Annotated in this window: 12 protein-coding genes; 10 read left to right on the plus strand and 2 right to left on the minus strand. The window is 72.8% G+C overall.

Annotated elements, in window-relative coordinates:
- Positions 1-176 precede the first annotated feature (176 nt).
- Together EES42_RS15110 and mycP are read left to right on the plus strand one after the other, a co-directional pair.
- Positions 177-1,088, plus strand: a complete 912-nt coding sequence (locus EES42_RS15110) for a hypothetical protein (protein ID WP_124719374.1) — start codon at positions 177-179, stop codon at positions 1,086-1,088.
- Positions 1,085-2,281: a type VII secretion-associated serine protease mycosin gene (mycP, locus tag EES42_RS15115; protein ID WP_124718749.1), complete on the plus strand. Its 1,197-nt coding sequence runs from the start codon at positions 1,085-1,087 to the stop codon at positions 2,279-2,281. Before EES42_RS15110 ends, mycP begins: the two co-directional genes overlap by 4 nt.
- A 107-nt stretch (positions 2,282-2,388) precedes the next feature.
- Here mycP and EES42_RS15120 read toward each other — a convergent pair whose 3' ends face one another.
- Positions 2,389-3,102, minus strand: a complete 714-nt coding sequence (locus tag EES42_RS15120; protein WP_241196396.1) for a serine hydrolase — start codon at positions 3,100-3,102, stop codon at positions 2,389-2,391.
- Between the two features lie 107 nt (positions 3,103-3,209).
- On the opposite strand from EES42_RS15120, the gene EES42_RS15125 reads away from it, so the two are divergent.
- Complete coding sequence (locus tag EES42_RS15125; RefSeq protein WP_124718751.1) at positions 3,210-3,938, plus strand: SseB family protein; 729 nt, start codon at positions 3,210-3,212, stop codon at positions 3,936-3,938.
- Between the two features lie 84 nt (positions 3,939-4,022).
- On the opposite strand, the gene EES42_RS15130 is transcribed toward EES42_RS15125, so the two are convergent.
- Positions 4,023-4,385, minus strand: a complete 363-nt coding sequence (locus EES42_RS15130; protein WP_124718752.1) for a DUF1844 domain-containing protein — start codon at positions 4,383-4,385, stop codon at positions 4,023-4,025.
- Positions 4,386-4,727: 342 nt separating this feature from the next.
- Between EES42_RS15130 and infC the strand changes: the two genes are divergently transcribed.
- The 7 genes from infC to pheT all read left to right on the plus strand — a co-directional run bounded on the left by infC (position 4,728) and on the right by pheT (position 12,227).
- Positions 4,728-5,426 carry a translation initiation factor IF-3 gene (gene infC, locus EES42_RS15140; protein WP_218107178.1) on the plus strand — a complete coding sequence of 233 codons (699 nt, stop codon included), beginning with the start codon at positions 4,728-4,730 and terminating at the stop codon, positions 5,424-5,426.
- 121 nt (positions 5,427-5,547) lie between these two features.
- The gene (gene rpmI / locus EES42_RS15145) at positions 5,548-5,742 is read left to right on the plus strand and encodes a 50S ribosomal protein L35 (RefSeq protein ID WP_072484441.1); all 195 of its coding nucleotides are present in this window, start codon (positions 5,548-5,550) and stop codon (positions 5,740-5,742) included.
- A 113-nt stretch (positions 5,743-5,855) separates the two neighbouring features.
- On the plus strand, positions 5,856-6,239 hold the full coding sequence (gene rplT, locus EES42_RS15150) for a 50S ribosomal protein L20 (RefSeq protein WP_072484442.1): 384 nt from the start codon (positions 5,856-5,858) through the stop codon (positions 6,237-6,239).
- A 121-nt stretch (positions 6,240-6,360) separates the two neighbouring features.
- On the plus strand, positions 6,361-7,191 hold the full coding sequence (locus EES42_RS15155) for a TrmH family RNA methyltransferase (RefSeq protein ID WP_124718754.1): 831 nt from the start codon (positions 6,361-6,363) through the stop codon (positions 7,189-7,191).
- A gap of 203 nt (positions 7,192-7,394) precedes the next feature.
- Positions 7,395-8,441: a sensor histidine kinase gene (locus EES42_RS15160; RefSeq protein ID WP_241196460.1), complete on the plus strand. Its 1,047-nt coding sequence runs from the start codon at positions 7,395-7,397 to the stop codon at positions 8,439-8,441.
- A gap of 145 nt (positions 8,442-8,586) precedes the next feature.
- Entirely contained in the window at positions 8,587-9,714 is a 1,128-nt protein-coding gene (pheS, locus tag EES42_RS15165; protein WP_124718756.1) for a phenylalanine--tRNA ligase subunit alpha, read from the plus strand.
- A complete protein-coding gene (pheT, locus tag EES42_RS15170; protein ID WP_124718757.1) occupies positions 9,714-12,227 on the plus strand; it encodes a phenylalanine--tRNA ligase subunit beta in 2,514 nt (837 codons plus the stop codon). The genes pheS and pheT overlap by 1 nt, the downstream gene beginning before the upstream one ends.
- Positions 12,228-12,637 lie beyond the last annotated feature (410 nt).

The following is a 12,637-nucleotide window of genomic DNA, read 5'->3' on the forward strand; positions in this document are numbered from 1 at the left end:
CCCCCGACGCGCCCGCGCCCACCGCCCCGCCGGTCGCTGCCCCGCCCGCTGTCACAGCTCCACCCGTCGCTGCCCCGCCAGCCGCCACCACGCCCGCGCCCACCGCCCCAGCCGCCGCTGCCCCGCCGCGCCCCGAGCAGCCGCCGGCCGTGACCCGTCGGCGGCCCGTCGGCGCCGTGGACCTCACCCCGCGCCCCGGAGCCGTCCCGCCGCAGGCCGGACCGGCGCCCGTCTTCCCGCACGTCTACCAGCAGCCGCAGCACCCGCCGTACGTCCTGCCCCGCCCCGAGACGCCCGCCGAGACCACCACCCGGCTGCGCCCGATCCGTACCCGCCACCCCGCCAGGACCGCGACCGCCGCGGCCTGTGTCGTGCTCGGGCTCGGACTGATCGGAGGCGCGGCCACCGGCGCCTGGCTCACCAGCGACTCCTCGGCCGACGCCGCCGCCCACAGCACCTACACCGTGGGCCGCTCCGCCTGGCACAGCGTCCCCGTGGACACCCTCTTCCCCCGCACCCTGACCGGAGACGGAGCGGGACCCGGCGGCGCCGACCGCGTCTGGAACCGGATCGCCGTCGCCCCGGACAGCGGCTGCCGGGCCGGCCTGGACCCGCTGCTGGCCCGGACCCTCGGCCCGGTCGGCTGCGCACGCATGCTCCGCGCCACCTACACCGACGCCACCGCCAGCAGCGTCACCACGGTCGGGCTGATCTTCACCGAGGGCGACGAAGCGGCGATGAAGGCGCTGAACACCCGCTTCACCGCCCAGCACCTCGGCCGGCGCACCGACCTGATGCCCCGCACCTACCCCGTCAAGGGCACGGCCGCCGCCGGATTCGGCGACCGGCAGCGCGCCAGCTGGACCGTCCGCGTACTGACCGACGTGCCCGTCGTCGCGTTCGCCGTGTCCGGCTTCGCCGACGGGCGCACCGTCACCGACCCGCAGCCCGTCGACCGGGCCATGGTCGCGAACGCCACGACGGCCGCCGCCCAGGCCGGGCTCGGCAACGACGCCAAGGGCATCGCCGACCGGATCGAGCGCGGTCTGCGCAGGACCGTCACCGACCTCACGGAGAAGCCGGAATGAGCCGCCGCACCCGCCGCCACCGCGCCCTGGGCGCGGTCTGCGCCGCCACCGCGTTCGCGCTCCTGCCCGCGACACCGGCCCGTGCCGACGCCATCCGGGACCAGCAGTGGGGCCTCCAGACACTCCACACCGACCAGGCGTGGCGGACCACCAAGGGCCGGGGCATCACCGTCGCCGTCGTCGACACCGGGGTCGACGGCAACCTGCCCGATCTGACCGGCCAAGTACTGCCCGGCAAGGACATGATCGGCTTCGGTGCCCGCCGCGGCGATCGCTCCTGGGCCCGCCACGGCACTGCGATGGCAGGCATCATCGCAGGTCACGGCCATGGGGCGGGACGCGATGACGGGGTCCTCGGCATCGCGCCCGAGGCGAGGATCCTTCCGGTCCGGGTGATCCTCGAAGCCTCCGACCCGTCCCGCGCCAAGGCCCGGGAATCACGCGGCACGGCCCTCGCCGACGGCATCCGCTGGGCCGCCGACCACGGCGCCGACGTCATCAACCTCTCGCTCGGCGACGACAGCAAGTCCGCGCACCCCGAGCCCGGCGAGGACGCCGCCATCCAGTACGCGCTGAAGAAGGGGGCCGTCGTCGTCGCCTCCGCGGGCAACGGCGGCGAGAAGGGCGACCACATCTCGTACCCCGCCGCCTACCCCGGCGTGATCGCGGTCGCCGCCGTCGACCGGTACGGCACCCACGCCGCGTTCTCCACCCGCCGCTGGTACGCCACCGTCAGCGCACCCGGGGTCGACATCGTCGTCGCCGCACCCGACCAGCAGTACTACGTGGAGTGGGGCACCTCCGCCGCCTCCGCGTTCGTCTCCGGCGCCGTCGCCCTGGTCCGTGCCGCGCACCCGGGGCTCTCGCCCGCCCAGATCAAGAAGCTCCTCGCGGACACGGCCCGCGGCGCCCCGGCGTCCGGCCGGGACGACGCCCGCGGGTACGGCATCGTCGACCCCGCCGCGGCCATCGAGGCCGGCGCCCAGCTCCGCCCCGCCGGTCTGCGCGCCGAATCCACCGGGGCCGGCTACCGGAAGCGCTACTTCGGCGCCGGTCCCACCCCCGAGCACCACGAGAGCAGCCCCGCGGGCTGGCTAGCGGCCGGCGCGGGCGGCCTCGGAGCGGTGCTGCTGGCCCTGGCCGTGGTGCTCTGGCGCGACAGGGGCCGCGGCCCGTTCTCCGTACGGGGCTGACCGCTCCTCGCGACGGGGACCGCGGCCCCTGCCTCCGTACGGGGCCGACCGTTCCTCGCGACGGGGACCGCGGCCCCTGCCTCCGTACGGGGCCGACCCGCTCCGGCTCACCGCGCCCTGCCGAACACCCCCACCGCCGCCTTCGCCACCGCCTCGACCAGCGCGATCCCCGACTCCTTCGTCGGCTGCCCGTCCGAGAGCACCGCCACCAGGCAGGTGCGCCCGTCGGCCCGGACCCGGCCGATGCTGTTGATGTCCCACAGCCCGGTCGTCGTCCGTGGCATCCAGCCGTTCTTCAGCGCCCAGCGGTCGCCCGCCGCCGACACCCCCCACCGCTGACCGGCCTCGACCCGCTCCATCAGCCCCCGCAGACACGCACGGGACTCCTCGTTCAGCTCCGACTCCGTGCCGAACACCGCCCGCAACAGCGTCAGCCGGTCCGCCGCCGTGGTCCTGGTCAGCCCCCAGGCATGCGCCGCCGTCGTCCCGGTCAGGCCCAGGCGGGCATTGGCCGCGTCGAGCGCCGCCGGACCGCCGATCTCCCGCAGCAGCACGGTGGTGCGGGCGTTGTCGCTCCGCTCGATCATGGCGGCGGCGCACTCGCGCTCGACCGCGGTGAGCGCGCGCCCCTCGTCCTGGGCGATCAGCAGCAGCGCCGCGACCAGATCCACCTTGACGACACTCGCGGTGTCGAACGAACCGTCCCCGTGGACCGCCCGTGCCCCGCTGCCGGTGTCCAGCACGGCGACCGACACCCGCACACCGTCCGCACCGGCCGTCAGCGGCTCCACCGCCGCGGTCAGCGCCGTGTCGAGATCCACCTCCGGCTCCTCACCCTCCGTCGCCGTGACCCGGTCGGTCCGGCGGCCGGTACGGACGATACGGACCTGTCGACGGGACGGCACGGCCCAGGCACTAGGCTCGCCCCGTGGCGCAGAAGAACATTCCGGACCCCGGATACTCCGACGACGACGGCACGGCCGACCCGGCACTGACGACGGCACTGGCCGCCTGGGCCGAGGACCGCAAGGCCGTCGGCCCGGTGCTCGAAGCCCTCAGGGGCGCCCGGCTCCTCGTCCCGGTCGTCGCCGTGCTGGGGGAGGTGGAGGAGGACGAGAACGGACTGCGTCGTGAGAAGACCAGTGACATGGCCGTTCCCACGCTCCGGGCCGGGGGCCGCCGGGCCCTGCCCGCCTTCACCTCGACCGACTCACTGGCCCGCTGGGATCCGCAGGCCCGCCCCGTCGCCGTACCCATGCACCAGGCACTGCAGGCCGCCGCGCACGAGAAGGCGGACACGGTCGTCCTCGACCTCGCCGGCCCGGTCGCGTTCGAGCTGACCGGCTCCGCGCTGCTCGCCCTCGCCGAGGGCCGCACCAGCGCCGACCCGCTGGACGACCCCGCCGTCACCTCGGCGGTACGGAACGCGGTCGCCGCCGAACCCGCGGTGCTCCGGGCCCACCTCGGACCGGGCCGGGCCGACGGCACCCTCGCCCTGGTACTCGCCCCCGGCACCGAGCCCGCCGAGGCGGCCCGCCGGGTCGCGGACGCGCTGGCGGCCGACGAGGTCCTGCGCGCCCGCCTGGTGCGCGGCCTGGATCTGGCGCTGCTCCCGGCCGACGCCGCCGCCCCGGGAGAGCCGCTCTTCACGCGCTGATCGCGCCGCACGCAAAGGAGTCCCCTGCCCGTCCGGGCAGGGGACTCAGCAGTTTCGCGGGAACGCAGAAGGAGAGGGAGGGGCTCAGCCGAAGACGGGGCCGGTGTACTTCTCGCCGGGGCCCTGACCGGGCTCGTCCGGTACGAGCGACGCCTCGCGGAACGCGAGCTGCAGCGACTTCAGGCCGTCCCGCAGCGGGGCCGCGTGGAAGGAGCTGATCTCGGTGGCGCTGCCGTCCAGCAGACCGGCCAGCGCGTGCACCAGCTTGCGGGCCTCGTCGAGGTCCTTGTGCTCGTCGCCGTCCTCGGTCAGCCCGAGCTTCACGGCGGCGGCGCTCATCAGATTGACCGCGACCGTGACGATCACCTCGACCGCGGGCACCTCCGCGATGTCGCGGGTCATGTCGTCGAAGCCGGGGGAATCACTGGTGGGGGTCGCGTCACTCATGCGCCATACGATAGGCCCACGCCGGAGCCGTCCCGTCCGCGGGAGCGGCGGGCGGGAGCCGGTTAGCGTCCGCCCGGGGGAGCTGCTAACCTTGTGTAACGACCGGCTGGGCAGCTATGTGCCCGGCCCACAAGTGGAGGCTCCGATCTCCCACCTGACCGTCCCCCGGGACGGCGGGTCATCCGGTCAGGCGGTGGCCATCGTTCCGTACGGACGATGGGACCGCCCGATGCGCCCCGCGGTTGACCGTGGTGGTTCCGGTTGTTCCAGGAGCCCCGCCTGTGTCCCGTCCGGGGCATTTTTATTGCACTGGTGCGGTTGGTCTCACGAAACAGACGTTACGTGGCTGTCCGCCAGGCGGCCGCGTGGTGCTACCGAGGAGGATCCATCAGCGCCGAGCCCCGCATCAACGACCGGATTCGCGTTCCCGAGGTGCGACTTGTCGGTCCCAGCGGCGAGCAGGTCGGGATTGTTCCGCTTGCCAAGGCCCTGGAACTCGCACAGGAGTACGACCTCGACCTGGTCGAGGTGGCGGCGACCGCCCGTCCGCCCGTGTGCAAGCTCATGGACTACGGGAAGTTCAAGTACGAGTCGGCCATGAAGGCCCGTGAGGCGCGCAAGAACCAGGCGCACACGGTCATCAAGGAGATGAAGCTCCGGCCGAAGATCGACCCGCACGACTATGACACCAAGAAGGGTCACGTCGTCCGGTTCCTCAAGCAGGGCGACAAGGTCAAGATCACGATCATGTTCCGTGGTCGTGAGCAGTCCCGCCCCGAGCTGGGCTTCCGACTGCTCCAGCGTCTGGCTTCGGACGTGGAGGAACTCGGCTTCATCGAGTCCAACCCGAAGCAGGACGGCCGGAACATGATCATGGTTCTGGGCCCGCACAAGAAGAAGACCGAAGCCATGGCCGAGGCCCGCGAGGCTCAGGCCGCCCGCAAGGCGGAGCGTCAGGGTTCCACCCCCGACGCCGAGGCCGCGGACGAGGTTGCCGAAGCGCAGCCCGAGGCTCCGGCCGAGACACCTTCCGAGGCCTGACCTCCAGGGGCCGCCATCCAGGCGGCCCCGGGTCACCCCGGAATTCCCACCAAGATCTGACGCCCCTGCTGCCCGGTGCCCGCACCGCGAGGGGCGCCACTGACGAGGAGAGAACGGCGCGATGCCGAAGAACAAGACGCACAGCGGTGCCAGCAAGCGCTTCAAGATCACCGGCTCCGGCAAGGTGCTCCGTGAGCGCGCCGGCAAGCGCCACCTTCTTGAGCACAAGTCGTCCAAGAAGACCCGCTCGCTGACCGGCACGGTCGTAGTGGCTCCGTCCGACGCCAAGAAGATCAAGAAGCTTCTCGGCAAGTGAGTTCGCGGCCCGCGGTGAATCCGCGGGCGGTGAATTCGAGACCGGGACCAATTCGTTTCCGGGCTGGGTGAGTCGACACCGCGAACACCAGCCCCGCTACAAGGAGTTAAAAAGTGGCACGCGTCAAGCGGGCAGTAAACGCTCACAAGAAGCGCCGGGCAATCCTCGAGCAGGCCAGCGGCTACCGCGGCCAGCGCTCCCGCCTGTACCGCAAGGCGAAGGAGCAGGTCACCCACTCCCTCGTCTACAACTACAACGACCGCAAGAAGCGCAAGGGCGACTTCCGTCAGCTGTGGATCCAGCGCATCAACGCCGCTGCCCGCCAGAACGGCATGACGTACAACCGCCTCATCCAGGGTCTGAAGGCCGCCAACATCGAGGTGGACCGCAAGATCCTGGCCGAGCTCGCGGTCAACGACAGCAACGCGTTCGCCGCCCTCGTCGAGGTTGCCCAGAAGGCCCTCCCGAGCGACGTCAACGCCCCGAAGGCCGCCTGATCCAGGTCGCACTGTCTTCCGTTCCGGACCCGCAGGCGCTCGCCGTCTGCGGGTCCGGTGCGTTGCACGACACGTTCCGTACGTCCGCCACCTCCGTACGCAGAGAGGCTCGCCGCCGACCATGGGCACCCCCGAACTGATCTCCCCGCGATCGCCACGCGTCGCCGCCGCCCGGCGGCTGGCCAGGCGCAACTTCCGCGGCAAGGAGCGCAGGTTCATCGCCGAGGGGCCGCAGGCCGTGCGCGAGGCCGCCGAGCACCGCGGCAGCGACGGCGAGCCGACCCTGATCGAGCTGTTCGCCACCGTCGAGGCGGCCGAGCGGTACGCCGACATCGTCGCCGCCGCCCACGCGGCCGGCGCCCGGGTGCACCTCGCCGACGGCGAGGTGCTCGCCGATGTGTCGCAGACCGTCACCCCGCAGGGCCTGATCGGCGTCTGCCGCTTCCTCGACTCCCCGTTCGACGCGATCCTCGCCGCGAAGCCGAAGCTGGTCGCCGTCCTCGCCCACGTGCGCGACCCCGGGAACGCCGGGACGGTGCTGCGCTGCGCCGACGCGGCGGGCGCCGACGCCGTCGTGCTCACCGACGCGTCGGTGGACCTCTACAACCCCAAGTCGGTCCGGGCGTCGGTCGGTTCGCTCTTCCACCTGCCGGTCGCCGTCGGCGTCCCGGTCGAGCGGGCCGTGCAGGGACTGCGGGCGGCGGGCGTACGGATTCTCGCCGCCGACGGCGCGGGCGACGACGACCTCGACGACGAACTCGACGCGGGCACCATGGGCGGCCCGACCGCCTGGGTGTTCGGCAACGAGGCCTGGGGCCTGCCGGAGGAGACCCGGGCACTGGCCGACGCCGTGGTGCGGGTGCCCATCCACGGCAAGGCGGAGAGCCTCAACCTCGCGACGGCGGCAGCCGTATGCCTGTACGCCTCCGCGAGGGCCCAGCGCCCGCGGTGACATCGCAGGGTGTCGCCGGGTCACCGACGACTAGTAGGGTGGCGAACTCGGGGGCCCACTGCACCGGTTCGAGAGGTGGGGTACGGGATATGGCTGTCGGCATGAGCAGGCCGCGCGAGACACGTACGGCCGTCGTGCGCGCCTGCGAACCCGTCGGCGGGGCGGGCGAAGCGGCCGAGAACCCGGAGCCCGGAGTCTTCGACATGGGGATCGATCCCGACGACCTGCCCGACGGCCTGGCCGTCGCCGACGAGACCGGCCGGATCATCTGCTTCAACGCCGCGGCCACCCGGATCACCGCGGTGCCCCGGGCCGCCGCCCTCGGCCGCGCACTGGAGCACGTACTGCCGCTGGAGGACCTCAAGGGCCACCGCTGGTGGGAGCTGACCGACCCCTACGGCGGCCTCGCCACCCGTGCCGGCCAGCCCGAGCGCAATCTGCTGCTGCCCGGCGGCCGGGAGGTCCTGGTCTCCGCCCGCTACGTGCGCGAGCACCCGACCGGGCCGGTGCGCCGGGTGGTGGTCTCGCTGCGCGGCACCGAGGCCCGCCGCCGCAACGAACGCAGCCACGCCGAGCTGATCGCCACGGTCGCCCATGAGCTGCGCTCCCCGCTGACCTCGGTCAAGGGCTTCACCGCGACGCTGCTCGCCAAGTGGGAGCGGTTCACCGACGACCAGAAGCGCCTGATGCTGGAGACGGTCGACGCCGACGCCGGCCGCGTCACCCGGCTCATCGCCGAGCTGCTCGACATCTCCCGGATCGACTCCGGACGCCTGGAGCTGCGGCGCCAGCCCGTGGACCTCTCCGCCGCCGTCGAACGGCACGTCCAGGCCCTCACCGCGACCGGCCAGGACCCCGACCGCTTCCTCGTCCGCACCTGCCAGCCGCTGCCCGCGGTCTGGGCCGACCCGGACAAGGTCGACCAGGTGCTCGGCAACCTGCTGGAAAACGCGGTGCGTCACGGCGAGGGAACCGTCACCATTGAAGTCGCACCCGCACCCGCGAGCGACGACAAGGGAACGGCGGTCACCGTGAGCGACGAAGGCCCCGGCATCCCCGAGGAGTCGATGGGCCGTGTCTTCACCCGCTTCTGGCGGGGGAGCAAGCGCGGCGGTACGGGCCTGGGCCTCTACATCGTCAAGGGCATCGTCGAGGCGCACGGCGGCACGATCACGGTCGGCCGCGGCCCCGGCGGCGGCGCGGAGTTCCGATTTATCCTGCCCGTGAGCGCGCCGGCCTACCTGGTCTGAGCGGCCCACGGGCCTCCCACACATCCTGTGGCCCTTAGACTCGACCTTTGGCACCTTTGCGTCCTCCAGTCGTCGATCGGGGCCATGGGGGTCCGGGGTCTTCCCCGGTAAGCGCAGTATCAGCCAATCGGAAGCACGGGAAGAGATGTCGGCACCGAACAAGTCGTACGACCCAGTCGAGGTCGAGGCACTGAAACCGGAAGAGATCGAGCGCCTGCGGGACGAGGCGTTCGCCGCCTTCGCCGCCGCCGGTGACCTCGACGCGCTCGCCCAGGCGAAGACCGCGCACACCGGGGGCACCTCGCCGCTGTCGCTCGCCAACCGCGAGATCGGCGCGCTGCCGCCGCAGGCCAAGGCCGAGGCGGGCAAGCGCGTGGGCCAGGCCCGCGGCGCGGTCTCCAAGGCCCTCGCCGCCCGCCAGGCGGAGCTGGAGGCCGAGCGGGACGCCCGCGTGCTGGTCGAGGAGGCGGTGGACGTCACGCTGCCCTACGACCGCACCCCGGCCGGCGCCCGCCACCCGCTGACGACCATCATGGAGCGCGTCGCGGACGTCTTCGTGGCCATGGGCTACGAGGTCGCCGAGGGCCCCGAGGCCGAGGCGGAGTGGTTCAACTTCGACGCCCTGAACTTCGTGCCCGACCACCCGGCCCGGCAGATGCAGGACACCTTCTTCGTCCAGGGCCCCGACGGCGCCAGGAACGACGAGTCCGGGGTCGTGCTGCGCACCCACACCTCGCCGGTCCAGGCCCGCTCCCTGCTCGACCGGGAGCCCCCGGTCTACGTCGTCTGCCCCGGCCGCGTCTACCGCACCGACGAGCTCGACGCGACGCACACCCCGGTCTTCCACCAGATCGAGCTGCTGGCCGTCGACGAGGGCCTCACCATGGCCGACCTCAAGGGCACCCTCGACCACATGGTCCAGGCGCTCTTCGGCCCGGACATGAAGACCCGGCTGCGGCCGAACTTCTTCCCGTTCACCGAGCCGTCCGCCGAGATGGACATGGTCTGCTACGTCTGCCGCGGCGCGTCCGTCGGCAACCCGGGCCGCCCCTGCCGGACCTGTGGCAGCGAGGGCTGGATCGAGCTCGGCGGCTGCGGCATGGTCAACCCCAAGGTGCTCATCGCCTGCGGCGTCGACCCCCAGAAGTACAGCGGATTCGCCTTCGGGTTCGGCATCGAACGGATGCTGATGTTCCGCCACAACGTAGAAGACATGCGAGACATGGTCGAGGGTGACGTCCGGTTCACCCGGCCGTTCGGGATGGAGATCTGATGCGCGTCCCGCTTTCCTGGCTGCGGGAGTACGTCGACCTGCCGGCGACGGAGACCGGCCGTGACGTACAGGCCAAGCTCGTCGCCGTGGGTCTGGAGGTCGAGACCGTCGAGCAGATCGGCGCCGGCCTCAAGGGCCCGCTGGTCGTCGGACAGGTACTGACCATCGAGGAGCTGGAGGGCTTCAAGAAGCCCATCCGCTTCTGCACGGTCGACGTCGGCAGCGCCAACGGCACCGGCGAGCCGCAGGAGATCGTCTGCGGCGCCCGCAACTTCTCCGTCGGCGACAAGGTCGTCGTGGTCCTCCCGGGCGCCGTGCTGCCCGGTGACTTCGCGATCGCCGCCCGCAAGACGTACGGCAAGACCTCGCACGGCATGATCTGCTCCACCGACGAGCTCGGCATGGGCGACGACGGCACGCACGGCATCATCGTGCTGCCGCCCGAGCACGAGGTCGGCACCGACGCGATCGAGCTGCTCCAGCTCGTCGACGAGGTCCTGGACATCGCCGTCACGCCGGACCGGGGCTACTGCCTCTCCATGCGCGGCGTCGCCCGCGAGACCGCCATCGCGTACGGGCTGCCGCTGCGCGACCCGGCGCTGCTGGACGTGCCCGCGCCGAACGCGTACGGCTACCCGGTCAAGGTCGCCGACCCGATCGGCTGCGACAGGTTCACCGCGCGCACCGTCGTCGGCCTCCAGCCCGAGGCCCGCTCCCCGATCTGGCTCCAGCGCCGGCTGCAGAAGGCCGGGATGCGCCCGATCTCGCTCGCCGTCGACATCACCAACTACGTGATGCTGGAGCTCGGCCAGCCGCTGCACGCCTACGACCGCACCCGCGTCGACGGGCCGATCGGGGTGCGCCGCGCCCAGCAGGGCGAGAAGCTCACCACCCTCGACGGCACGGTCCGCGTCCTGGACGCCGAGGACCTGGTCATCACGGACAACCGCGGGCCGATCGGCCTCGCGGGTGTCATGGGCGGTGCCAACACCGAGATCGCGGACGTCCAGGACGGCGAGCACCGCAGCACCGAGGTCGTCATCGAGGCCGCGCACTTCGACGCGATCTCGATCGCCCGGACCGCGCGCCGCCACAAGCTGTCCTCCGAGGCGTCCAAGCGCTTCGAGCGCGGCTCGGACCCGCAGGCCGCCGCTGCCGCCGCGCAGCGCACCGTCGACCTGCTGGTGCTGCTCGCCGGCGGCACCGCCGAGGCCGGGGTCACCGAGGTCAGCGCACCGTCCGCGCCCCGCACCATCGCGATGCCCGCGAACCACCCCGACAAGGTGGCCGGCGTCGACTACGGCCGCGAGACCGTCGTACGCCGCCTCCAGGAGGTCGGCTGCGACGTCTACGGGCAGGACGAGCTGATCGTCACCGTGCCGTCCTGGCGCCCCGACCTCAGCGAGCCGAACGACCTCGCCGAGGAGGTCATCAGGCTGGAGGGTTACGAGAACCTCCCGTCGACCCTCCCGACCCCGCCGTCGGGCCGCGGGCTCACCGACCGCCAGCGGCTGTACCGCAGGGTCGGCCGGGCGCTCGCCGGAGCCGGCTATGTCGAGGCGCTGAACTACCCGTTCATCGGCGACGCCGTCCTCGACCAGCTCGGGTTCGACGCCGACGACGCCCGCCGCCGTACCGTCAAGCTCGTCAACCCGCTCTCCGACGAGGAGCCGGCGCTGCGCACCACGCTGCTGCCGGGCCTGCTCGGCGCACTGCGGCGCAACGACGGCCGCGGCAGCCACGACCTCGCTCTCTTCGAGACCGGCCTGGTCTTCCGGCCGACCGGCAACGAGACCAGGCCCGTCCCGCTGCCGGTCGACCGGCGTCCCACCGACGAGGAGATCGCCTCGCTCGACGCCGCGCTGCCGCGTCAGCCGCGCCGCGCCGCGGTCGTCCTCGCGGGCGCCCGCGAGCAGGCCGGCTGGTGGGGCAAGGGCCGCCCGGCCGACTGGGCGGACGCCGTCGAGGCGGCCCGCACGATCGCCCACGAGGCCGGCGTCGAGGTGATCGTGCGCGCCGACCAGCACGCGCCGTGGCACCCGGGCCGCTGCGCCGCGCTGTACGTCACGGTGAACGGCGAGGAGACGCTCTTCGGGCACGCGGGCGAACTCCACCCGCGGGTCGTCAAGGCGCTCCACCTGCCCGAGCGGACCTGCGCCGCCGAGGTCGAGCTCGACGTCCTGGAGCAGGCCGTCGACGGCGCGCTCCAGGCGCCCCGGATCTCCACCTTCCCGGTGGCGACCCAGGACGTCGCGCTGATCGTCACGGAGAACGTCCCGGCCGCCGACGTGGAGCGGGCGCTGCGCGAAGGTGCGGGCGAACTCCTCGAATCGGTGCGGCTGTTCGACGTCTTCACCGGTGAGCAGATCGGTGCGGGCCGCAAGTCCCTGGCGTACGCGCTGCGCTTCCGCGCGGCGGACCGCACGCTGACGGTGGACGAGGCCTCGGCCGCGCGCGACGCGGCGGTGGCCCTGGCCGCCGAGCGGACGGGCGCGGTGCTGCGGGGCGCGTAGCGTTCCGTACGAATACGGCGAGGAGGGGCGCATCCGGTCATCGGATGCGCCCCTCCTGCCATGCTCGCCGAACGGCGTGGACCGCACGCGGGCCCCGGCGCGGCCCGGGGGAACCCGGCTCCGAGCCGATCCCGCAGCCACCCTCCGATCCGTGGGCAGTGGGCCGTGCGGTCCGGCACCGTCCGCGCTGCCACGGAGTGTCGGGCAGGTCGGCAGCGCGAACGGCGCGGTTGCGGGTCGTCGTACTGTACGAGGGGGAGCAGACGACCCGTCCGCCTCTTGCGAGACGACTGATTCAACCGATCCGCGCGCCGGCGCAACAGGGTGCGCAGCGGGACGGTTCGGGCATTGCGTTCACACCCCGTGTGAATCGTGCTCCACTGGTTCGGCACGCCTCGGCGTGCCGAACC

This window comes from Streptomyces sp. ADI95-17 (assembly GCF_003846175.1).
Taxonomy (GTDB): domain Bacteria; phylum Actinomycetota; class Actinomycetes; order Streptomycetales; family Streptomycetaceae; genus Streptomyces; species Streptomyces sanglieri.